Origin of the sequence: Polaromonas aquatica (assembly GCF_050626995.1) — a bacterium.
Lineage (GTDB): Bacteria > Pseudomonadota > Gammaproteobacteria > Burkholderiales > Burkholderiaceae_C > Polaromonas > Polaromonas aquatica_A.
In genome coordinates this window covers 4,329,959-4,352,012 of sequence record NZ_CP192467.1, presented here as the reverse complement: position 1 = coordinate 4,352,012, position 22,054 = coordinate 4,329,959, and the positions used below count along the sequence as shown (strand labels likewise).

Below are 22,054 nucleotides of genomic sequence, written 5' to 3'. Positions count from 1 at the left end.
AACAGGGTTATCAGCAATGCGGCGCAATGTGCCTCGGGTAAGACCTGCCTAAATCACCAGCGCTGCACCTGAGGTTCTGTGCGAGGCGGTATCCACCAGCACCAGCGAGCCCAGTACGCGGGAACGGGCATAGGGCAGGGTGGCCAATGGCTCTTGCAGGCTCAGCTCGATATGGCCGATGGCATTGGGAGGCAACTCGTTGGCGTCTTCTTCTGCCAGCGTGTTGACATCGAGCTTATGAACGATGCGTTTGACCTTGGCCTTGACCCAGCGGTGACCATGAAGCGCCCAGTACACACGTCCCGCGACCAGTGCTTCGTCGTCCATCCATGCAATGGTGGCCGAGATATCCCGCGAAGGTTCAAAGGTGTTCGTTGCCAGCAACCAGTCACCGCGCGAGACATCCACCTCCCGGTCCAGCACGATACCTGCGCTGTGGCCGGCCAGAATGGACTTGGCCTGGCGAGTATGGTCCAGCACCTGGGCTACCACTGCCGTTTTGCCGCTGGGCAGAATGGTCACGCTTTGGCCTGGCTGCACGCCGCCTGTGGCCACACGGCCCCAGAAAACACGGCGGCCCTGGGATGTGTCCGAAGAGGACGAGAATTTTTCGACCCACTGCACAGGAAAGGAAAACGCTTCAGTGGTTTCCGAGGCCGTGGCGGGCAGGTGTTCCAGCAGTTGCAGCAGCGACAGGCCTTCATAGCCACACCACCCGGGTTTCGCATCAACCACGTTGTAGCCCTTGAGGGCCGACAACGGCACGGTGGCTTTGACCGGAATTTGCGCGGCCTTGGCAAACGCCGCCAGCGCAGCGCCAATGTTTTTGAAGGCCAGCGCCGGGTCCTCGACCGCGTCAAGCTTGTTCACCGCAAACACGATGGACGGCACACGCAGCAGGTTGACCAGCAGCGAGTGGCGGCGGGTTTGCTGCAGCAATTCCAGCGACGGGTTCTTCCAGTCAAGCTTGGTGGCATCGACGAGCACCACGGCGGCATCAGCGCTGGAGGCGGCCGTCACCATATTGCGGGTGTACTGTTCGTGGCCCGGTGCATCGCCAATGATGAATTTGCGGCTTTCGGTGGCGAAATAGCGATAAGCCACGTCGATGGTGATGCCTTGCTCACGCTCGGCCGAAAGACCATCGGTTAACAGGGCCAGATCGGTTTCGCCGCCGCGCTGCACGCCCGCCAGATGGTCTTGCAGCACTGCTCGGCTGTCGACCAGCAGGCGGCCGATCAGCGTGCTCTTGCCGTCGTCGACCGAGCCACAAGTGATGAACTTCAACGCAGACTTCAAGTCATTTTGGTCTGTAGCCGGCGCAAGTTGTGCGCTGGCAGCTATCAAATCTATAGTGCTCATCAAAAATACCCATCTTTCTTGCGCTTTTCCATCGAAGCGTCGGAGGTCTTGTCGTCCATGCGCGTGGCACCGCGCTCGCTCACGTCGGCGGCCAGCGTTTCGATCACGATTTCGGCTGCTGTTGCCGCAGGACTGTCCACCGGGCAGGTGCAGGTGATGTCGCCCACGGTACGAAAACGCACGGTCTTTTCAACCACCTGTTCGCCGTCGCGAGCGGGCGTGAGCTCGGTCACCGGCACCAGCAGGCCCTTGCGCTCCACCACCTTGCGCTGATGTGCGTAGTAGAGCGACGGCAGGGCAATTTGCTCTCGTTCGATGTATTGCCAGACGTCCAGTTCGGTCCAGTTGGAGATCGGGAAGACGCGGAAATGCTCGCCGGGCTGCAGGCGGGTGTTGAACAGCGTCCACAGTTCGGGACGCTGGGCCTTGGGCTGCCACTGGCCGAAACTGTCGCGGTGCGAAAAGATGCGCTCCTTGGCGCGGGCCTTTTCTTCGTCGCGGCGGGCACCGCCAATCAGCGCGTCAAAACGGAATTCGTCAATTGCCTCAAGCAATGTCACCGACTGGTGCACATTGCGTGACTCGCCCGGATGGGCCAGACGCACGGTGCCGCGTTTCATGGAGTCTTCGACGTTGCGCACGATCAGCTCGGCGCCCAGTTCTTTCGCGCGCAGGTCACGGAAGTCGGTCACTTCATGAAAGTTGTGGCCGGTGTCAATCATCAAAAGCGGATAAGGAATGCGGCCCACGCCGAAAGCCTTTTCCGCGCACTTGAGCATCACCAGCGAATCCTTGCCGCCCGAAAACAGCAGGGCCGGGCGCTCGAAAGCGGCAGCCACTTCGCGCAGGATGAAGATGGTTTCCTCTTCCAGCGCATCGAGGTGGGAGTTGCTCAGCCGCGCGATGGAGATCGCCGGGTCGGCTGGCAGCAGGGGGGAGGGTGTGCGGGCGTTCATAAGTCAGCTTGGTGGGGCATGGGGAGGCAGGGCGAAGGGGCCATCAGTGCGCAAGGTGCAGGCCGCATTCGCGGTTGTCCTCGCCCTTGGTAGGGTCTACATAGTCGAAGTTATTGGGCAGGCCGTTGATTTCGCAGTACTGGTAAAGGTCCTTGGACGACCAGCGCAGGAGCGGCGCGACCTTGATCAGGCCGTCGGGGTTGACGCTGACCGGATCCATCTGGGCACGTACCGCGGTGTCGGTGGCGCGCAAGGCCGTGAACCAGACCCGGGGCGCAGTTTCACGCAGGGCGCGGGCAAATGGCTCGAGTTTCACTTCTTCAGTGAATGCCGCATGGCGTGGATCGTCCAGCGCCGGGGTCGGGCCTTCGACGGCCTCGCGGTGCGCACGCGAGCGGCGTGGCAGGTAAATGTGCAGGTCCAGCTTGAGCAGCTTTGTCACTTCGTCGGCGAAGCGGTAGGTGGCCTCGGTGTTGTAGCCGTTGTCCATCCAGACCACGGGAACGCGGGGATTGGCACGCGTCACCATATGCAATATCACCGCCTCGAAGGGGCGGAAATTGGTGGTGACGATGGCGGGCCGGCCCAGCCCGACGGCCCAGCTCACAAGGCCTTGTGCGTTGTGGCCGAGTTCTGCGTTGATTTTTGCAAGGTCGAGGCTCATGGTGTTCAGGCCGTAGCCCCTTCCTTTGCTTCCTTGAAGTGGGGTTGCACGTCTACCGCATCGCCCTGGTATTTGCCGACGCCATAGCCGGGATAGGAGGCCAGCACACGCTGGGCCACAGCCAAGTCCTGATCGGCGCGTAACACGGCGGTGTCAAAACCGCTGCGCTCCATCTGGGCCAGCTGGTCCACCAGCACGTCGCCGGTGGCGCGGATTTCGCCTTTGAACTCGCGGCGGCGGCGCAGCAGGAAAGCCTGGCTGTAGGCGCGGCCGTCGGTGAACTTCGGGAAATGCAGGTCGATACGCGTGATGCCGTCGAGTGAAATCTCGAAGGGATCGGCATCGTTCGCAAGCACCAGGGTGCCGGGTTGTTCGGCGCCGTTTTGTTCGCTGAAAGGGAGTAGTTTCATCGTGGCTCCTTTCAGTGCGCAACGGTGTTGGGGGCAAAGCGCGCAGCCTTGGCGGCGGCCTTGTACGGTTCGATGCCGACGCGGCGGAAGGTCGCGATGAAGGTTTCGCCGTCTTCGCGCAGCTGGCGGTAGGTGTCCAGCACTGCTTCAATGACCTCGGGTACTTCGGCTCCGGTGAACGAGGGGCCCACCACTTTGCCGGGCACCGATGCGCCGCTCAGCGTGGAGCCGTCAGAGCCGCCCAGCGATACCTGATACCACTCCAGGCCATCTTTGTCCACGCCGAGGATGCCGATGTGGCCGCTGTGGTGGTGTCCGCAGGAGTTGATACAGCCGCTGATGTGCAGGTCGATCTCGCCCAGGTCGTGCAGCTCGTCCATGTCCTGGTAGCGCTCGGTGATGGCCTCGGCGATGGGGATGGAGCGCGCATTGGCCAGCGAGCAGAAATCGCCGCCGGGGCAGGCAATCATGTCGGTCAGCAGGTGGATGTTGGGTTTGGCAAAACCGGCCTTGCGGGCAGCACGCCACAGCTCTGGCAACTCGTCGCAGCGCACCCAGGGCAGCAGAAGGTTCTGGTCGTGCGTAACGCGCACCTCGCCGGCGCTGAACTGGTCGGCCAGATCAGCCGCAATGTCCAGCTGGTCGGCGGTCGCATCGCCGGGCGCCTGGCCCAGGCGCTTGAACGACAGGGTCACGGCGCGCAGGTCGGGGTTCTGGTGCGGGGCCACATTGCGGTGCAGCCAGCGGCCGAACTCCACATCGTCCTCCGCCGCGGCACGCAGGATGTTGGCGATCTTGATGTCCGCGCTTTTGCGGTCGCAATTGAGCGCGGGCGGCACGAAGCAGGCGGTGACGCGGTCGAGCTCTTCCTGCGTGATGGTGTGCGGTGCGCCGTCATGTTCAACGATCTGCTTGTACTCGGCCTCGACGTCGTCGATATAGCGCTGGCCTTCGGCCTTCACCAGGATCTTGATGCGGGCCTTGTAGATGTTGTCGCGGCGGCCGTAGCGGTTGTATACGCGCACCACGGCTTCCAGGTAATTCATGATCTGGTTCCACGGCAGGAACTCGCGGATCACCGTGCCGATCACCGGCGTGCGGCCCATGCCGCCGCCCACCAGCACCTTGAAGCCCAGCTCGCCTTCGGCGTTGCGCACCAGGTGCAGGCCGACGTCATGCCAGGCCGTGGCGGCGCGGTCTTCGCGAGCGCCACTGATGGCGATCTTGAACTTGCGCGGCAGGAAGGCGAACTCCGGGTGCAAAGTGCTCCACTGGCGCAGGATTTCACCGAAGGGGCGCGGGTCGGCAATTTCGTCGACCGCAATGCCGGCGCGCTCGTCGCTGGTGATGTTGCGGATGCAGTTGCCGCTGGTCTGGATGCCGTGCATGCTGACGCTGGCCAGCAGGTCCATCACCTCGGCGGATTTGTCGAGCGGGATCCAGTTGTACTGGACGTTCTGGCGCGTCGTGAAGTGGGCATAGCCGGTGGTCAGCTTGGAGCTGACAGACAGGCCGCTCTTCAGGTTGACCGGGCCGAGCTTGTCTTGCTTGGCTTGCGCTTCATTGAACAGCGCGGCATTGGGCTGGTCGTATTCGCGGGCGATTTTGGCCAGCACACGCACTTGCGCGCTGGAGAGCTCGCCATAAGGCACAGCCACGCGCAGCATGGGCGCGTAGCGCTGCACATACCAGCCGTTTTGCAGGCGCAGGGGGCGGAATTCGTCTTCAGGCAACTGGCCTGCCTGCCAGCGGGTCAACTGGTCCCGGTATTGGGCGGCGCGGGCCTTGACAAACTCGCGGTCAAATTCTGTGTATTGGTACATGGCTGTCGGGATTCAACTTCGTGGGGATTTTTATAAACGGAGCAGTTCGGGTCGGATTCAGACCGGTCAGATCGAAATCAGTTTCACGCCGGCGTAGGCCAGCAGCACGGATAAAAGCGAGCGGATGACGCGGTCAGGTGTTTTGTGCACCAGATGCGAGCCCAGCCAGATGCCGGGCAGTGAGCCGGCCAGCAGTTTGATCAGCAGAGACCAGTCAACCGAACCGATAGAGGCATGGCCCAGACCTGCCACCAGCGTCAGCGGCACGGCATGGGCAATGTCGGCCGCCACGATGCGCGGCAGCGGCAGGGTAGGGTAAAGCAGCATCAGCACAATCACGCCGATGGCGCCCGCACCGACCGAGGTCAGTGTGACCAACGTGCCGATGACGGCACCAAACAGCAACGGCAGCGACCAGTGGCGCGCGCGCGTGGCCTGGCCTATGAGTTCCGGGGCGATGGTTGTGGGGGCAACCTTGCCGCGCAGCACCTTGTAGAACGTGGCGCCGGCCGTCAGCAGCAGCGCCAGGCCCAGCGTCGTTGTCATGACGGTTTGTGTTGTCGGGTTGGCGGGGCCCAGCCGCTGAAGGAAGTACAGAGTGACCAAGGCTGCCGGAATACTGCCGGCAGCGGTTTGTCCGACGATTTTCCAGTCCACTACCCGGGCGCGCGCCAGGCTGACGGTGCCGCCCATTTTGGTAAAGGCGGCAAAAAGCAGGTCAGTGCCAATGGCCAGGTGCGGTTTGATGCCGAAAAAGAAGATCAGCAGCGGCGTCATCAGCGAGCCGCCGCCCACGCCGGTAAGGCCGACCACCAAACCCACGGCAAATCCGGCAAATACAAAGGCAAAGTCATGCATAGCGGGAAAATGTAAGTGCGCCGCTTATAAAAACAAACTACACATTTGTTCTGCCGTTATACGGATAAGCTTATTTATCAATAACCACGCGGGTTTTGGAGGGTTTTTTCACATTTTTGGCATAAGACTGATGAGGACTGTTGCGTCCCGATAAAAGCCGTCATAAAGCGCTGGTACAGTCCGTGCTCCTTCGGTAGGGCGGGCGCATTTCGGCCTGGCAATGGACCGAACGGCTTATTTTTGGAGGAAGTCTGTGAAATTGACGGTGTTTGCCCTGATGGGTGGATTGCTTTTGGCTTGCGTTGCCCCGGTTACGCAGGCCCAAGGCAACTCGAGGCCCTCCATCAAGATTGGCGAAATCAACAGTTATTCGACCATTCCCCAGTTCACCCATCCTTATCGCCAGGGCTGGCAGCTTGCCGTCGAGGAAATCAATGTCACGGGTGGCTTGTTAGGGCGCAAAGTCGAAGTTGTCTCCCGTGACGATGCAGGAAAACCCGAGGAAGCCCTGCGCCACGCCATCGAGCTGACGTCAAAAGTAAAGGTCGATCTGCTGGCGGGCGGGTTTTTTTCCAGCGTCGGGCTGGCGCTGGCTGACCACGCCTTGAAGAGCAAACGGGTGTTTGTCGCCAGCGAGCCGCTCGCCGACGCCCTGGTCTGGGAACAGGGCAATCGCTACACCTTTCGCTTGCGCCCCAGTACCTATATGCAAGCGGCCATGCTGGTGGAGGAGGCGGCCAGGCTGCCCGCCAAACGCTGGGCCACGATCGCCCCTGATTATGAGTACGGCCAGAGCGCGGTCACTGTGTTCAAGGAGCTGCTCAAAGCCAGGCGCCCGGATGTTGAATTTGTGAGTTACCAGTGGCCGGCACTGGGCAAGATAGAGGCCGGCCCGACGCTGCAGGCGGCCATGCAGAAAAGGCCCGAAGCGATTTTCAACGTGACTTTTGGCGACGACCTGGCCAAGCTGGTCCGCGAGGGCAACCATCGCGGTATTTTTCCGCGCATCCCTGTGGTGTCGATGCTCTCGGGCGAGCCCGAATACCTGGAGGCACTGAAAGACGGCACGCCCAAAGGCTGGATTGTTACCGGCTATCCCTGGGACCAGATTGACTCCCACGAGCATGCCAGCTTTGCCGCCAACTACTACCGCCGCTTCAATGAGTACCCCAAAGTCGGCTCGGCGGTGGGCTATGCCACCATGCAGGCGATTTTTGCCGCCATCCGCAAAGCCAATTCCACTGACAGCGAAAAGCTGGTGGCGGCGCTGCGCGGCCTGAAATTCTCCACGCCTTTCGGCCCAGCCGAATTCCGCGCCATAGACCACCAGTCCACCATGGGAGCCTATGTAGGCAAGCTGGATTTGCGCGGCCACAAGGGCACGATGGTGCAATGGCGTTATGCCGACGGCAAGGCGTATTTGCCAAGCGATGCGTATGTCAAGGCCCGCCGGCCTTCTGCGGCCATGAAGTGACGTTTTGACAACGCAAGCGCTGAATTTCTTGAGACCGACCCGGTGATCCCTTGATAATCGGGCGCAATGACGAATACGGGTGGTGAGGCTGTCAAGCGGGTTTTTGTAAGAGTGTTCGGGTTTGATGACGTTGAACGTCACGCCCTGAACACAGTGTTTCGCATTTCCGAAACACGGGCCATTGCATATGCGCCCTGGACTCCGGAGGCGCCCGAGGAAGCCTCCCTGGCCCTGATTGACGGCGACAGCTGGGAGGCTGCGCTGGAGCTGGCCAACCCCGCGAATGATGATTTCACCCTGGTCTGGATCGGTGACAACCCTCCAGCCAGGGCACGTCTCGTGGTGCCGCGTCCGCTGCAGTGGGCCGCCGTGATCGACGGCATGGACGAGTTGCTGGCCGCCGAACAGCGGCAGGCCGCGCAGGCAGGGAATCCGGGCAAGGCTCACGAAAAAGAGCTGGACCTCGACCTGCTGTCCGAGTCCACCGCGCTGCTGGATCTTGATCTCGACTTTGACTCGCAGGCGCCTACCGCTCCCGCGCCACTGGAAGCCCCGGAACCGCTGCCGGAGCGCGCTCAGGTGCTGGTCGTGGATGCAGACCGCGAGGCCCGTCTTTACCTGCGCGCCAGGTTGGCCATGGCTGGGTTCCTGAAGATCGACGAAGCCACCACCGGCACCGAAGCGCTCCAGCTGATTGACACGCATCTTTACAAACTGGTGATTCTTGACCTGGACCTTCCCGACATGGAAGCGTGGCAAATGGTCAAACGCGTAGAGGCTTCGCGTCCCGCCATCGCTTACCTGATCCTCACCGGTAGCCGGCTTTCTCCGCTGGACACAGTGCGCGGCTGGTTTGGCGGTGCACGCGCAAGCCTGCGTAAACCCCTGCACCCCGGAAAGCTCAAACGCCTGCTGCGCAGCGTGGAGTGAGGCAAGACGGCCTGCACGCGCTGGTTGCTATCTATTTGATAGCTTCTTGCGCCGGTTCTATATGGGGTCGGGCCATTTTTTCTTCAGAATTCAGGAGTTGACGACCAGCGCAGGCTGGGCATGCTGCGGCATTAGCGCCTCTGCCAGCCGCTGTTCAATCGGCAAGGGTTCGGCGTGCAGCTTTGCCGCCAGCAACTCCCCGCATAGCGCGGCAAATGTCAGCCCGCGCGAGCCCATGCCGCTGCACACCCACAGGCCCGGGCCTTCTTCCAGCGGGCCCAGCGCAGGCAAGCGGCTGGGCGTGGCGCAGCGCACACCCGCCCAGGACTGAACCTTTCCTGGCTCAAACTGTGCGACCAGTGCGCGGGCGGTTTGCGGCAGCAGGGTTTGCAGCCGGTTGAAATTGTGCTGGTCGTCCTCTGGCTGTGTTTCGGCCTGAGTGTTGTCGCGTTCAAAGCTGGAACCCATGACCCAGGCCAGGCCGCCGGCCTTGCCGGGCACTGCGGGCACCAGGCTGCCATGGCCATTCACCGGAAAGGGCGGCAGCGCATCGGCTGTGCCGGGCTCGTGCAGGCCCCAGCTCACCTGACCCCGGATGGCCTGCAGTGCCAGTTCGCCAGCCTTGTTCGTTGCGGCGCTGGCTGCCAGTTCGAGGCTGGCATAACCGGCCGCCAGCACCACGAGTTCGGCACGGGCTAACTCCCGGCCCTGCGCATCCAGAACCTGCCACTGGCCCGAGGCCAGGTTCATGCTGCTCACCCGTGATCGGCCGTGCGATTGCACGCCCGGCCCAGCCAGCCAGGCGTCGACCAGCGCTGACGGGTGGACCCAGCCCGCTCGCGCATGCCACAGCGCGGGCGTATCCGGCGGCAAGCCGCATTGCCTGAGCTGGCCGGCGCTGGCTGGCCCAGTCCAGTCGCCGGCGGCGTCGGCCCAGTCTGTTTGCCAGGCCTCGGGCCTTTTGCGGGGGTGTTCCACCGCATGCTCCAGCACACCGGTGCGGCCCCAGTCGTCGGCCTGCAGCAAGGCCTCCGCCTGCTGCAGTGTGGCGCGGATGCCATGGCGTGACAGGCGCGACAGCGGGTTGTCGTCGGGCGAAACATGTGGCGCCAGCAAACCGGCGGGCAGGCCGGAGGCGCCGGCCGCGGGCTCTTCGGCCGCGTCCAGCACCACAACCTCCCAGCCGCGGCGCGCGAGGCTGGCCGCCACCGCCGCGCCCGCCAGGCCGGCGCCAATCACCACGCAGCGGGCAGGCAGCCGGCGTGCGGGTGAAGGCTGCGCTTTTTTGGGTTCCCACGCCGGGTTGAACTCGCCCTGCAGGTTGTCACGCTTGGGCGGAATGCCCGGCACCTTGTTGACCACAAACCCGCATTGCGCCAGACCGTCGCGCACGCTGCGTGCAATCGTCCAGGTGGCAATACGCGTGCCGCGGCGGCAGCAACGCGCCACCGCCTTGAAGGTGTGCACGTCCCAGATGTCCGGGTTGCGCTGTGGGCTGAAGCCGTCCAGGTAGACCGAATCGGCTTCAAACAACTGTTCGCGCAGCATGGCCTTGGCGTCGCCGATGCACAGCGTCAGCAGAAGCCGGCCGCCTTCAAACATCAGGCGGTGAAAGCCCGGCAGCAGGCCCCACAGCTGCGCCTGCAACTGCTCTGCAAAGGGAATCAGCTCAGGATGCGTCCGCGCGCTGCGCAGCACGTCGGCTGCGCTGGCTGGAAAGGCCTCGGTTGAGACGAAATGCAGCAGGCGGGGGCGCTGTGGGTCGGCCTTCCAGGCGGCCCAGGTCACGAGGAAATTCAGGCCCAGGCCGAAGCCGGTTTCAAGAACAGTCCATTGCGGCTGACCGGCCCAGGCCCCAGGCAGGCCGCAGCCTTTGAGGAAGACTTCTTTGGCCTGGTCGAGCCCGCCCAGCTCGCTGCGGTAGCGGTCGCCAAAGCGCGGGCTGAAGGGGCTGCCGCCGGCGGTGCCGTCGTCCAGCCACTCGATGCGTTCGGGCATGCGACAGGTTTGGCGGGGTTCAGGCAGTAATCAGGGGGTGGACGTGGTTGGAGGGACGTAACCTTGTACGGCATCGGCGCCGTCCCCAAAAAAATGCTTTTCCATCTGGCGCGCCAGGTACTGGCGGGCGCGGGCATCGGCCAGGTTCAGGCGGTTTTCATTGACCAGCATGGTTTGCTGCTTCATCCACTCCGCCCAGGCTTCCTTGCTGACTTCTTCCCAGAGGCGTTTGCCCAGCGGGCCGGGGTAGGGCGGAAAGTCCAGGCCTTCGGCTTCTTTGCCGAGTTTGATGCATTTGACGAGGCGTGCCATGGGGGTAGTTCTTTCGTAGGGCTAAGTTGTAGCTGAGTTATCTAAGGATGTTTGTGGAATAAAGAACTGATTTTTTATTCGTTCCAGTTTTTAAGGTCTGCTTCCAGAATCCATTTTGTTCGCATTTACACGCAATTTTTTGGAAAAGAGAGCAACCATGACTTCACGCCGCAACTTTATCAATGTTTCCGCCCGCACGGCCATGGCGGTCGGCTTGGGTTTGACGCTGGCAGGGTCACTGCTGACGGCCCAGGCCCAGCAGCCGCCCAAGCCGCCTGTCACGCTGCTCAACGTGTCTTATGACCCGACGCGTGAGCTCTATGTGGAGTACAACGCCGCATTCGCCAAGCACTGGAAGGCGAAAACCGGGCAGGACGTGACCATCAAGCAGTCGCATGGCGGCTCCGGCAAGCAGGCCCGCTCCATCATTGACGGCCTGGACGCCGACGTCGCCACGCTGGCTCTGGCTGGCGACACCGACGCACTGGTAAAAAACGGTGGCTGGCTTGCCGCCGACTGGCAAAAGAAGCTGGCGCACAACTCGTCGCCCTATACCTCCACCATCGTGCTGGCCGTGCGCCAGGGTAATCCCAAGGGCATCAAGGACTGGGATGACCTCATCAAGCCAGGCATCACCGTGATCACGCCCAACCCAAAAACCTCGGGCGGCGCGCGATGGAACTACCTGGCCGCCTGGGAGTTCGCCAAGCGCAAATACGGCAGTGACGCCAAGGCCAAAGAGTTTGTCGCCAAGCTCTACGGCAATGTATCGGTGCTGGACACCGGCGCCCGCGGCTCCACCATCACCTTTGCCCAGCGTGCGCAGGGCGACGTGCTGATCGCCTGGGAGAACGAGGCGTATTTGCTTGAGAAAGAGTTCGGCGCCAAGTTCGACGTGGTCGCGCCCTCGTTAAGTATCCTGGCCGAGCCCGCCGTCGCCGTGGTCGACAAGAACGTGGACAAAAAGGGCACCCGCGCCGTCGCCGAGGAATACCTCAAGTACCTGTATTCCGAAGAAGGCCAGGACATTGCCGGCAAAAACTTCTACCGCCCGGCCGTTTCGCAAAAAGCCATTGCCAAGTACGCCAAGCAGTTTCCCAAGCTCAACCTGTTCACCATTGACCAGGCTTTTGGCGGCTGGACCAAGGCGGACAAAGAGCACTTTGCCGACGGCGGCTCTTTCGACCAGATCTATACGAGGAAGTAAGTTCTCCCCCGAAGCGGCCTCTGGCCGCCTCCCCCCAGGGGGCGCCCGCTGCGGCCCGGCGAAGCCGGTTCCGCGCCGGCACTTGCATGGGAAACAGTCAGACGCCGCTTGGTCACTCAGGCAAATCAGGGAAAAAATTAAACAATGTCCGTACAGCAATCCGTGCTGCTTATTGCCGGCAGCCCTTCCGAGCAGTCCCGCTCTGCAGCGCTGCTTGACTCCGTCAGCGACCGGTTGGCCCTGCGGGGTGGCCTGGTGGTCGACCGGCTCAACATCCGCGAGCTGCCTGCGCAGGCTCTGCTGCTGGCTGAGTGGGGTCATCCGGCGATCGTCAAGGCCATCGACCAGATTGCCCGTGCGCGCGCCGTCGTCGTGGCCACGCCGGTCTACAAGGCGGCTTACAGCGGCCTGCTCAAGGTGTTGCTTGATTTGCTGCCGCAGACCGCGCTGAAAGAAAAAACTGTGTTGCCGCTGGCCACCGGCGGCAGCCCGCATCACATGCTGGCGCTCGACTACGCGCTGCGCCCGGTGCTGCAGGCGCTCGCCGCGCGCCATATCCTGCCCGGCGTTTACGCCACCGACTCACAGGTGCCGCAGTCGGCCGACAAGCGCTATGAGGTCAGCCCCGAGATCACTGTGCGTCTGGACGACGCGGTGCTGACCCTGCTGGCGGAGAGCTTCCGGATGCCGGCGACCACGGGCTTTGAGCCTGTGCATTTTTCGCAGGTGCGATGTAGCGTTTAACACCGCGCCCGGGCTGCGGTGCAGCCCGGACCACTGACCCACAAACGCAGATTTTGAAACCGCCTCGCAGGCGGCTGGGGAGAGGCTTTGCCCGTGAAGGCACAGCCACCTGGAAAACCACCGAAAAGGACATGACCATGACCATCACTTCAGATTACACATCCGGCATTGAACCCAGTTTTTCACCGGGCATCCCGGCGCAGAAAACGCCCAGGGCACGCATCTGGTTCGACTCCATCCTGAGCCTTGTGCTCGTTGGCTTGCTGGCCGGCCTCATCACCTTGCTGGCGCTGCCTGTAGCGCATGCACAAGACAAGGTCGAGCTGCGCATTGGCTACCAGAAATCCGCCAGCCTGTTTGTGCTGCAGAAAGCTCAGGGCACTCTGGAGAAGCGTTTGCAACCGCTGAACGCCACCGTGAAGTGGGTGGAGTTTCCGGCCGGCCCGCAACTGCTCGAAGGCCTGAACCTCGGCTCCGTCGATGTGGGTTACGTGGGTGAAGCGCCGCCGATTTTTGCGCAGGCCGCCGGAGCCAAATTCGCCTACATAGGCTACGACCCGGCCGCGCCCGAAGCCGAAGCCATCGTCGTGCCTAAGGACTCGCCCATCAAGTCGGTGGCAGAGCTCAAAGGCAAAAAAATCGCCCTCAACAAGGGCAGCAATGTGCACTACCTGCTGGTCAAGCTGCTCGAGAAAAACCAGCTCAAGCTCAGCGACGTCCAGCCCGTCTACCTGCCACCGGCCGACGCGCGTGCCGCCTTTGAAAGCAGGAGCGTAGATGCCTGGGTAATCTGGGACCCCTTCACCGCCGCCGCCGAAAAAGCCATAGGCGCGCGTGTGCTGGCCGACGGCAAGGGCGTGGTCAACAACTACCAGTACTACCTGGCCGAGCGCAACTTCGTCGGCAAGAACCCCAAGGTTATCCAGGCCCTGTTTGACGACTCGGTGGAGCGTGGCGCCTGGCTCAAGGCCAACCTCAAAAAGGCGGCCGAGCTGATCGCGCCGCTGCAAGGCCTGCCGGTCGACGTGGTCGAGCTCAGCCTCAAGCGCTACGAGTTCAATGTCAAACCCGTTCCGGCCGGCGTGATCGCCGACCAGCAAAAACTGGCCGACACCTTCTTCGAGCTCAAGCTGATCCCCAGGGCCATCGCCGTCAGCGACGCTGCCTACAAACCGGCTCCCTGAAACAAGGACACCGCACCATGAACACCTCCACACCACTGCAGCTGCGCCGCCGCTTCCTGCAAATCGTTGCCACCACCGCCTCGCTTTGGGGCCTGGGCCTGCGGGGCGCCAAAGCCCAGCCGGCAGCCGCCAAGGCCGAAAAAGTGCCCGAACAACTTCGCATCGGCTACCAGAAGGCCGCCGTCAACCTGGTCATCCTCAAGCAGAAAAGCGTGCTCGAAAAGCGCTTTCCCACCACCAAAATCACCTGGGCTGAATTTCCCGCCGGGCCGCAGCTGCTTGAGGCACTCTCGGTCGGCAGCCTGGAGTTCGGCCTGACCGGCGACTCGCCGCCGGTGTTCGCGCAGGCTGCCGGCAAGGACCTGGTCTACGTCGGCGTCGAGCCCGCCAAGCCCGACAGCTCGGCCATTCTGGTGCTCGGTGATTCGCCCATCCGCAACCTGGCCGGCCTCAAGGGCAAAAAGATCGCACTGCAAAAAGGGTCGAGCGCCCACTACCTGCTGGTGCGCGCGGTCGACAAGGCCGGCCTCACGTGGGGCGACATTCAGCCCATTTACCTGGCGCCCGCCGACGCGCGCGCCGCTTTCGAGCGCAAGAGCGTGGACGCCTGGGTCATATGGGACCCGTTTTACGCCGCGATTGAACTGGCCATCAAGCCGCGTGTGCTGGCCACCGGCCGGGATTTGTCGAGCAACAACTCGTTTTACCTGGCCTCGCGCCCCTTCGTGACCCAGCATGCGCAGACGCTGTCCGTCCTGTTTGAAGAGCTGAGCCGCGCCGACGCGCTCGTCCAGAGCGACCGCAAGGAGGCCATCAAGCTGGTGTCGGCGTTCAGCGGGCTGGACGCCGGCGTGGTGAGCCTGTTCTTCCAGCGCCGGCCGGTGTCGCCCGTGGGGCCGCTCAGCGCCGCCACAGTAGCCGACCAGCAACGCGTGGCCGACGCTTTTTTGCGCCTGGGCCTGATCCCTCGGCCCGTGAAAGTGGCCGACATCGTTTGGCGGCCTGAAGTCACGCAGGTCGCGCGCAAATAAGCCCCACACAAGACGCAAAACACAAGACACAAGGAGTTTTCCATGCAGGTTTTCTGGTTCATTCCCACCCACGGCGACAGCCGTTACCTGGGCACCGGCGAAGGTGCGCGCGAGGTCAGCCACGACTACCTCAAGCAGGTCGCCACGGCTGCCGACACCCTGGGCTACGAAGGCGTGCTGATTCCCACGGGCCGATCCTGCGAAGACCCCTGGGTGGTGGCTTCCAGCCTGCTGCCGGTCACCAAAAACCTCAAGTTTCTGGTAGCCGTGCGGCCTGGCCTGCACCAGCCCAGCCTGGCCGCGCGCATGGCCGCCACCTTTGACCGGCTCTCGGGTGGGCGTCTCTTGATCAACCTCGTGACCGGCGGTGACCAGGCCGAGCTCGAAGGCGACGGCGTCTACCTGGACCACGCCCAGCGCTACGAACAGTCGGCCGAATTCATCCGCATCTGGCGCGAGATCCTCGCGCGCAGCCATGCGGGCGAGAGCTTTGACTACCAAGGCGAGCACCTCAGCGTCAAAGGCGCGAAGCTGCTGTATCCGCCCGTGCAAAAGCCGCATCCGCCCGTGTATTTCGGCGGTTCTTCGGCCCCGGCGCACGCGCTGGCCGCCGAGCAGGTCGACACCTACCTGACCTGGGGCGAGCCGCCCGCCGAAGTCGCCAAAAAAATCGCCGACGTGAAGGCCCGCGCTGAAAGGCATGGCCGCACCGTCAAGTTCGGCATACGCCTGCACGTCATCGTGCGCGAGACCGACGATGAGGCCTGGCGCGCCGCCGAAAGCCTGATCAGCAAGCTCGACGACGACACCGTGGGCCGCGCGCAGGCCGCGTTCTCGCGCATGGATTCCGAAGGCCAGCGCCGCATGGCCGCGCTGCACGCAGGCGGTGGCAAGCGCACGCGCGCCGAGCTGGAGATCAGCCCCAGTCTCTGGGCCGGCGTGGGCCTGGTGCGCGGCGGCGCCGGCACTGCGCTCGTAGGCGACCCGAAAACCGTCGCCGCCCGCATCGAGGAATACGCGGCCCTGGGCCTGGATACCTTCGTGTTTTCGGGCTATCCGCACCTCGAGGAAGCCTACCGCTTCGCCGAGCTGGTCTTTCCATTGCTGCCGCGCAAGCTGCGCCAGAAGTTGTCGGGCCAGGTGCTCAACGGTCCCTTCGGCGAAGTCGTGGCCAACGACTACCTGCCGCGCGTCTCGCAAAGCTGAACCCGGAGCACCGCCATGACAGATTCCCTTCGTGAACTCCAGGTAACCCCGGTGCCCGACACCGTGGACGCTCCCGGTCTGGGCTTTTTGCCGCTGGGCTCGGGCTTTGCATTGCCGCGCTTTCAGATTGCCACTGTGTTGCGCGACCTCGGCCAGCGGCTACTGCCCTGGGTGGTGCCGGTCGGGTTGATCGCCTTGTGGCAAATCGCTTCCTCGCTGGGCTGGTTGTCTACCCGCGTGTTGCCGGCGCCATCTGAAGTCCTCAAGGCCGCCTGGACGCTGTCGGCCTCGGGCGAGCTGTGGACGCATGTGAAGGTCAGCGCGGGCAGGGCGCTTGCGGGCCTGGCCATAGGCGGCGGGCTGGGGCTGGCCTTCGGCCTGCTGACCGGCTCGGTGAAGTTTTTTGAAACTTTGCTGGATTCGACCATCCAGATGGTGCGCAACATTCCCGCGCTGGCGTTGATCCCGCTGGTGATCCTGTGGTTCGGCATCGACGAGACCGCCAAGCTGTTCCTGATCGCGGTATCGGTGTTCTTCCCGATCTACATCAACACCTTCCACGGCATCCGCAACGTGGACCCGGGACTCATCGAGATGGGCCGTACCTACGGCCTCACGCGCTGGCAGCTGTACCGCGAGGTCATCCTGCCGGGGGCGCTCTCGTCCATCCTCGTGGGTCTGCGGTTTTCGCTGGGCTTGATGTGGGTGATTCTGATCGTGGCTGAAACCATTTCGGCCCAGGCTGGCATCGGTTACCTGACCATGAACGCCCGCGAATTCCTGCAGACCGACATCGTGCTGGTCGGCATCCTGCTCTATGCCTTGCTGGGCAAGCTGGCCGACGTGTTCGCGCGCGGGCTGGAGCGCTACTGGTTGCGCTGGCACCCGGGTTACCAGTCGGCTGCAGCCTGATCTGCCGGAGGAACACCATGCTTCATCCCCAAGTCTCTTTCGAGTCTTCCCAAACCTCTCTTGCTGTGGCGTCCGGACGTGACACCGGCCCCGACACCCAGCCGCCGCAAGCGCATTCATCAAGATCCTCAACGCAAGACCGCGGCGTGCGCCTTGAAATACGCGGCCTGTCCAAACGCTACGGCCAGCGCCAGGTGCTGCAGCACACCGAACTCGTGATCGAACCCGGTGAGTTCGTCGCCATCGTGGGCCGCAGCGGCTGCGGCAAATCGACCTTGCTGCGCCTGGTGGCCGGGCTGGAGGCCGCCACGCAAGGCAGCATCCGGCTGGACGGCCAGGACGTGGCCGGCCTGCGCGAAGACACGCGCATCATGTTCCAGGATTCGCGCCTGCTGCCCTGGCGCCGCGTGATCGACAACGTGGCGCTGGGCCTTCCGGCCGGCGGCCATGCGGCCGCAGCCGACGTGCTGGCCCAGGTGGGCCTGGGTGATCGCCAGCCCGACTGGCCGGCGCGTCTTTCAGGCGGGCAGCGCCAGCGCGTTTCGCTGGCCCGGGCCCTGGTGCACAACCCGCGCCTCTTGCTGCTCGACGAACCGCTGGGTGCGCTGGACGCGCTCACCCGCATCGAGATGCATCAGCTGATTGAAGGCCTGTGGCAGCGCAACGGCTTCACTGCCTTGCTGGTCACCCACGACGTGCAGGAAGCCGTGGCGCTGGCCGACCGCGTGATCCTGATCGAGGACGGCCGCATTGCGCTGGACGAGCGCGTCAACATCGCCCGCCCGCGCGAGCGCAGCGACCCGCTGTTCGGCCAGATCGAAAAGAAGATTCTTGATCGCGTTTTGCAGCAGCCGGGTGACGCTGCCCCGTCCACGGAGCCCGTCTGGCCCGGAACGCCTGCGCATGGATTGCGCTGGGCGGTCTGAAGTTCTTTGCTTTTTTTATCCAGTTTTTTTAACCAAATTTCTTTTTAACCAAGTTCCAGGAGAACCTTTATGTCCATCCAAGCCATCAACGTACGCAACCAGTTCCGCGGCAAAGTCAAAGAAATCATCCGCGGCGACGTGGTGTCCGAGCTCGACGTCGAAACACCCTGGGGCATCGTCACCTCGGTCATCACCACGCGCTCCATCGACCAGCTCGAGCTGGCGGTGGGCAGTGAAGTGGTGGCGCTGGTCAAGTCGACCGAGGTGTCGATCGCCAAGCTGTAGAGGCTGAAGAATGCAGGGTGCTATCAATACGATAGCTGCTTGCCCATAATTTGCCTGGGCTGGAGGCCGATTTGGCTGAATGAAATTGCCCGCAGACCCGCCAGACGCACCAGGCCCTCAGGCAGCCTGGCGCCGCGCCGGGCTTTTTTTGTGCATCAAATCAGGCTCTAGCCCATGTCTTTCAGGGGCGGTCTGCTATCAAAATAAGAGCGTACCTACTGCAACTCCACACCGGCCTTCTTCACCAGCCTGGCGTACTTCACCATCTCCGTGCGAAAGAACTGCGCGGCCGCTTCAGGCGTGCCCGGGTTGATGGTGTTGCCCTGCCTGGCCATGGCTTCCTTGACCTCGGGCGTCGCGTAGGCGGCGACCACGGCGGCCTGGATTCGCCTGGCTTCGGACGGTGGCAGTTTGGCCGGGCCGACCACCGCGAACCAGCCTTCCATGTTGTAGTTGGGCAAGCCCTGCTCGGCGATGGTCGGGATCTCCGGCGCGGCCGCCACGCGTGCCGTGCCACCCACGCCGATGGCGCTCAACGCGCCGCTTTTCAGGTGTGCCTGCACTGACGGCAACGACAGCACCCCCAGGTCAACCTGGCCACCTATCAAGTCGGTGACCATGGGGCCGACGCCCTTGTAGGGAATGTGCTTGACCTTCACCTGTGCTTCCTCCATGAACATCTCGGCCGCCAGGTGCAGGATGGTGCCGTTGCCCGGGGAGGCGTAGTTGTAGGCGTCGGGTCTGGCCTTGAGCAGGGTCACCAGTTCTTTGACGTTCGTTGCTGCGATCTTGGCCGGGTTGACCACCAGTACAAACGGTGTGCTGCCCAGCACGCAGATGGGCGTGATGTCGTTGATCGGGTCGAAGGGCAGCGACTTGTAGACGCTGGGGTAGACCACGTGGTTGTTGGACACCACGCCTAGCGTCATGCCATCAGGCGCCGAGTTGACCAGCGCCGAGGTTCCGACGATGCCGCCCGCGCCGGGCTGGTTTTCGATCACCACCGGGTGGCCCAGCGTCTTGCCCAGGGCCGCGCCGGCCGCGCGCACGATGGTGTCCACACCCGAACCGGCGCCCACCGGCAGGATCAGGCGCACCACCTTGTCGCTGGTCTGGGCCAGCAACCGGTATGGCGCGGTGAGGAAGGCGCCGCCGGCCAGGAGGGCGCCCAGCCCAAGCAGGGCCTGGCGACGCCTTGCGGTATCAATAGCAGTGCCGGTGCTGGGGTTCATCTTCACTTGGGGGGTCATGCTTTTCTCCTTCGTGTTGAGTCGCGCAAATCGGCCGGCAGGTTCAACGGACTGAAACCTGGGGCCCTGCCAGCCGTTCGCACGTGCTGCTCGCAGCCGTGAAGGCAAACGCCGGACAACTCAGAACCTTTCCTGCAGGCGGGAGGGGCGAGGGTGGTTTTACCATTTGATCGGCCTTGACGCATTTCACCGCTTTGCATCGACTTCAGGACGGGCATGGTGTGGGCGGCGGCAAAGCTGCGGATAAGCCATCTGATGGTGAAAAAGGCTGCCGATGAAGGGTAAAAAGTACCGCAAGTGCATGACGCAGCAAATCAGATGCTATCAAATAAGGAGCTGCTTGCACCGGATGTTATTGGGCTGCAGCCCTGTTTGATGCTCAAATCAAGGCTAAAAAGACGTTTGGTAACACCTGCAGGCCTTCCAAATGGCCTCCGGAAGCCCGGGGAAAGCATCCGGGCCTGCCGTTTAGAGGTAAAATAGGCCTCCAACCCACAGCAGACAAGCGCCACCAGCTATAAAAAATATAGCGCGCAGGGCTGATCCAGGCTGGCTCCAAACGGAAGCCAGCGACCGCCAGGAGGCGGTCACCTGGTCCGCAAAGTGCTTGATTTAGGGGAAGGAAGCCCCAAATTCACTGCATGAACGCTACCCAACCTCATCCTCACAAAACCGATCTCACGGTCACGCACGTACTGGCCGAGCTGCTGGAACGGCTGGAGCACAGCGCGGTGCCGGTGGGTGCCGAGCAGTACCGCTCTGTGGTGCTACACCTGGTCAACGAACTGGGCGATGTGGAACCCGGCATGGCGCTGGGCGCACTGCTCGACACGCACCCGGCTGCGGCCGAGCTGTACGAAAACGTCAATTACCAGTATGCAGGCCTGTGCCGGTCTGCGCTGGATGCCTCGCTCACTGCCGAGCTGAAGGCCAAAGAGGCCATTGAAAAGGCCATGAAACCCATCAACCCCCAACTGAAGGAAGACCCCAACCATGGCAAGAGCTGACGCCAAAACCGCCGTACTCGCTGACGGCCTGCGCTACAAGTCCAAGGTGTCGGGCTCACCGTTTGCTGCCACCACGTCATTTGGCGCCGCCACGATGTCGTGTTTCATGTGCGGCAAGCACCGCGCCCGCTCCTTGATGGGCACCCGTAAAGTGCTGGGCAAGTCCCAGGCCGTGTGCTCGCCCTCGTGCAAGGCACTCGACGAAGCCCTCGAAAACGCCGCAAACCAGAGCTGAGCCTGAACCACGAGGCTGGCACGCACAATGCCAGCCTCCATCCACGGCCCTGATGGGGCCGTATGGCTCCTTGATCACGGCGCACACCCGGGCGCATACTGTCCTGACGACTATTCCAGAGTCCGAACGCACAGCTGAAAGGTGATTCTTCATGGCCGCCCCGTCCCAACCCGACCCGTTTCTTGAACCCGACGACGCCATCGACCATATCCATGGCCCGGCGTCGGCTCCGGTCACCGTCGTGGAATACGGCGACTTCGAATGCCCGTCCTGCTTTCAGGCCTACGGCGCCCTGAAAGTGATGCTGCCGCACTTCGGCCGCCAGCTGCGTTTTGTCTTTCGCCACTTTCCGCTGCGTGAAGTGCACCCGCATGCCGAGCTGGCCGCCGAAGCGGCCGAAGCCGCCGGTGCGCAACACAAGTTCTGGCCCATGTACGAGCTGCTGTTCACGAATCAGCACCACCTCAAGGACAAGCACCTGCTGGACTACGCCGCGCAGGTTGGCCTGGACATGGCCCGCTACCAGAACGAAATGAGCGACCACGTCTACCTGCAGCGTGTGCAGGAGCACGTGCAAAGCGGCCGCCACCTGGGCGTACGCTCAACGCCGGCGTTTTACGTCAACGGCGTGTTTTGTGATGTGTCGTTTGGCCTGCAGCATTTGCATGAGGCCATTGATAAAGCGCTGCCGACCCCAGGTCCGGCCTGACGCTTAGCCGTCCACCGGCTGCAGGGGCGTAGCCAACGTCTTCTGCAAAAACGCCAGGTCCAGCCAGCGGCCGAACTTGAAGGCCGCCTGTTTGATGGTGCCGCAGTGCTCAAAGCCCAGGCGCTTGTGCAATGCAATGCTCACGCTGTTGTCCAGGTCGATTGCGCCCACCAGCAGGTGCATGCCTTGCTCCTCGGCCTTGGCAACGATGGCCTCCAGCAGCTTGCGGCCCAAGCCAAATCCGCGGCTGTCTTTCTCTACATAAACCGAATGCTCGACCGTGTACTTGTACGCCGGGAACGCGCGAAAGGTGCCATAGCTCGCAAAGCCCAGCAGCTTGCCACTGTCATCCTCGATCCCGATCACCGGAAACCCATTGGCACGTTTGGTGGCAAACCAGGTCACCATGCTTTCGGGCGTACGCGGTTTGTAGTCATACAGCGCGGTGGAGTTGGCAATGGCCTCGTTGAAGATGGCGAGGATCTGACTTGAATGGCGTTCTTCGGTGCAGGCGACGGGATGCATGGGGAATCCTTGGAAGGCGATGGCGGAGTGGGATTGAAGGGAAATT

23 protein-coding genes are annotated in these 22,054 nt (G+C 62.9%); 13 read left to right on the top strand and 10 right to left on the bottom strand.

Features of this window, described 5'->3' with window-relative positions; genetic code table 11:
- Positions 1 to 48: 48 nt before the first annotated feature.
- The 6 genes from ACQ4MS_RS20755 to ACQ4MS_RS20730 form a co-directional block, all read right to left on the bottom strand.
- Positions 49 to 1,362: a sulfate adenylyltransferase subunit 1 gene (locus ACQ4MS_RS20755; protein WP_431096631.1), complete on the bottom strand. Its 1,314-nt coding sequence runs from the start codon at positions 1,360 to 1,362 to the stop codon at positions 49 to 51.
- The gene (gene cysD, locus ACQ4MS_RS20750; RefSeq protein WP_431096630.1) at positions 1,362 to 2,318 is read right to left on the bottom strand and encodes a sulfate adenylyltransferase subunit CysD; all 957 of its coding nucleotides are present in this window, start codon (positions 2,316 to 2,318) and stop codon (positions 1,362 to 1,364) included. The genes ACQ4MS_RS20755 and cysD overlap by 1 nt, the downstream gene beginning before the upstream one ends.
- 43 nt (positions 2,319 to 2,361) lie before the next feature.
- The gene (locus ACQ4MS_RS20745) at positions 2,362 to 2,982 is read right to left on the bottom strand and encodes a phosphoadenosine phosphosulfate reductase family protein (RefSeq protein ID WP_431096628.1); all 621 of its coding nucleotides are present in this window, start codon (positions 2,980 to 2,982) and stop codon (positions 2,362 to 2,364) included.
- 5 nt (positions 2,983 to 2,987) lie between these two features.
- On the bottom strand, positions 2,988 to 3,392 hold the full coding sequence (locus tag ACQ4MS_RS20740; RefSeq protein ID WP_431096627.1) for a DUF934 domain-containing protein: 405 nt from the start codon (positions 3,390 to 3,392) through the stop codon (positions 2,988 to 2,990).
- Positions 3,393 to 3,403: 11 nt separating this feature from the next.
- The gene (locus tag ACQ4MS_RS20735; protein ID WP_431096625.1) at positions 3,404 to 5,215 is read right to left on the bottom strand and encodes a nitrite/sulfite reductase; all 1,812 of its coding nucleotides are present in this window, start codon (positions 5,213 to 5,215) and stop codon (positions 3,404 to 3,406) included.
- Positions 5,216 to 5,281: 66 nt separating this feature from the next.
- Positions 5,282 to 6,073 (bottom strand): sulfite exporter TauE/SafE family protein, encoded by a 792-nt coding sequence (locus ACQ4MS_RS20730; RefSeq protein WP_431096624.1) that lies wholly within the window; start codon positions 6,071 to 6,073, stop codon positions 5,282 to 5,284.
- 277 nt (positions 6,074 to 6,350) lie between these two features.
- On the opposite strand from ACQ4MS_RS20730, the gene ACQ4MS_RS20725 reads away from it, so the two are divergent.
- Together ACQ4MS_RS20725 and ACQ4MS_RS20720 are read left to right on the top strand one after the other, a co-directional pair.
- Entirely contained in the window at positions 6,351 to 7,547 is a 1,197-nt protein-coding gene (locus ACQ4MS_RS20725) for an ABC transporter substrate-binding protein (RefSeq protein ID WP_431099637.1), read from the top strand.
- A 153-nt stretch (positions 7,548 to 7,700) separates the two neighbouring features.
- Entirely contained in the window at positions 7,701 to 8,477 is a 777-nt protein-coding gene (locus ACQ4MS_RS20720; RefSeq protein ID WP_431096622.1) for a response regulator transcription factor, read from the top strand.
- Between the two features lie 90 nt (positions 8,478 to 8,567).
- Here the strand turns inward: ACQ4MS_RS20720 and mnmC are convergent, their stop codons facing one another.
- Together mnmC and ACQ4MS_RS20710 are read right to left on the bottom strand one after the other, a co-directional pair.
- On the bottom strand, positions 8,568 to 10,475 hold the full coding sequence (mnmC, locus tag ACQ4MS_RS20715) for an FAD-dependent 5-carboxymethylaminomethyl-2-thiouridine(34) oxidoreductase MnmC (protein ID WP_431096621.1): 1,908 nt from the start codon (positions 10,473 to 10,475) through the stop codon (positions 8,568 to 8,570).
- A 30-nt stretch (positions 10,476 to 10,505) separates the two neighbouring features.
- Positions 10,506 to 10,787 carry an oxidative damage protection protein gene (locus ACQ4MS_RS20710; protein WP_431096620.1) on the bottom strand — a complete coding sequence of 94 codons (282 nt, stop codon included), beginning with the start codon at positions 10,785 to 10,787 and terminating at the stop codon, positions 10,506 to 10,508.
- Between the two features lie 157 nt (positions 10,788 to 10,944).
- Here ACQ4MS_RS20710 and ACQ4MS_RS20705 point away from each other — a divergent pair, with 157 nt between their 5' ends.
- From ACQ4MS_RS20705 to ACQ4MS_RS20670, 8 genes are all read left to right on the top strand, one after another.
- Complete coding sequence (locus ACQ4MS_RS20705; protein WP_431096619.1) at positions 10,945 to 11,994, top strand: sulfate ABC transporter substrate-binding protein; 1,050 nt, start codon at positions 10,945 to 10,947, stop codon at positions 11,992 to 11,994.
- 144 nt (positions 11,995 to 12,138) lie between these two features.
- Positions 12,139 to 12,738, top strand: coding sequence for an NADPH-dependent FMN reductase (gene ssuE / locus ACQ4MS_RS20700; protein WP_431096617.1), 600 nt, complete (start codon positions 12,139 to 12,141; stop codon positions 12,736 to 12,738).
- A 137-nt stretch (positions 12,739 to 12,875) separates the two neighbouring features.
- Positions 12,876 to 13,922: a sulfonate ABC transporter substrate-binding protein gene (locus tag ACQ4MS_RS20695; RefSeq protein ID WP_431096616.1), complete on the top strand. Its 1,047-nt coding sequence runs from the start codon at positions 12,876 to 12,878 to the stop codon at positions 13,920 to 13,922.
- Between the two features lie 17 nt (positions 13,923 to 13,939).
- Positions 13,940 to 14,953: a sulfonate ABC transporter substrate-binding protein gene (locus ACQ4MS_RS20690; RefSeq protein ID WP_431096615.1), complete on the top strand. Its 1,014-nt coding sequence runs from the start codon at positions 13,940 to 13,942 to the stop codon at positions 14,951 to 14,953.
- Positions 14,954 to 14,995: 42 nt separating this feature from the next.
- A complete protein-coding gene (gene ssuD, locus ACQ4MS_RS20685) occupies positions 14,996 to 16,159 on the top strand; it encodes an FMNH2-dependent alkanesulfonate monooxygenase (protein ID WP_431096614.1) in 1,164 nt (387 codons plus the stop codon).
- A gap of 15 nt (positions 16,160 to 16,174) precedes the next feature.
- Complete coding sequence (gene ssuC / locus ACQ4MS_RS20680; protein ID WP_431096613.1) at positions 16,175 to 17,071, top strand: aliphatic sulfonate ABC transporter permease SsuC; 897 nt, start codon at positions 16,175 to 16,177, stop codon at positions 17,069 to 17,071.
- Positions 17,072 to 17,088: 17 nt separating this feature from the next.
- The gene (locus ACQ4MS_RS20675; RefSeq protein ID WP_431096612.1) at positions 17,089 to 17,997 is read left to right on the top strand and encodes an ATP-binding cassette domain-containing protein; all 909 of its coding nucleotides are present in this window, start codon (positions 17,089 to 17,091) and stop codon (positions 17,995 to 17,997) included.
- Between the two features lie 69 nt (positions 17,998 to 18,066).
- On the top strand, positions 18,067 to 18,282 hold the full coding sequence (locus tag ACQ4MS_RS20670) for a TOBE domain-containing protein (RefSeq protein ID WP_092126016.1): 216 nt from the start codon (positions 18,067 to 18,069) through the stop codon (positions 18,280 to 18,282).
- A 215-nt stretch (positions 18,283 to 18,497) separates the two neighbouring features.
- Here the strand turns inward: ACQ4MS_RS20670 and ACQ4MS_RS20665 are convergent, their stop codons facing one another.
- Entirely contained in the window at positions 18,498 to 19,532 is a 1,035-nt protein-coding gene (locus ACQ4MS_RS20665) for a tripartite tricarboxylate transporter substrate binding protein (protein ID WP_431096610.1), read from the bottom strand.
- A gap of 641 nt (positions 19,533 to 20,173) precedes the next feature.
- Here ACQ4MS_RS20665 and ACQ4MS_RS20660 point away from each other — a divergent pair.
- The 3 genes from ACQ4MS_RS20660 to ACQ4MS_RS20650 all read left to right on the top strand — a co-directional run bounded on the left by ACQ4MS_RS20660 (position 20,174) and on the right by ACQ4MS_RS20650 (position 21,483).
- Positions 20,174 to 20,539, top strand: a complete 366-nt coding sequence (locus tag ACQ4MS_RS20660; RefSeq protein WP_431096609.1) for a hypothetical protein — start codon at positions 20,174 to 20,176, stop codon at positions 20,537 to 20,539.
- Entirely contained in the window at positions 20,526 to 20,774 is a 249-nt protein-coding gene (locus tag ACQ4MS_RS20655; RefSeq protein WP_092126012.1) for a hypothetical protein, read from the top strand. The genes ACQ4MS_RS20660 and ACQ4MS_RS20655 overlap by 14 nt, the downstream gene beginning before the upstream one ends.
- A gap of 151 nt (positions 20,775 to 20,925) precedes the next feature.
- Complete coding sequence (locus ACQ4MS_RS20650) at positions 20,926 to 21,483, top strand: DsbA family protein (protein WP_431096608.1); 558 nt, start codon at positions 20,926 to 20,928, stop codon at positions 21,481 to 21,483.
- Between the two features lie 3 nt (positions 21,484 to 21,486).
- Here the strand turns inward: ACQ4MS_RS20650 and ACQ4MS_RS20645 are convergent, their stop codons facing one another.
- A complete protein-coding gene (locus tag ACQ4MS_RS20645; RefSeq protein WP_431096607.1) occupies positions 21,487 to 22,008 on the bottom strand; it encodes a GNAT family N-acetyltransferase in 522 nt (173 codons plus the stop codon).
- Positions 22,009 to 22,054: the final 46 nt, after the last annotated feature.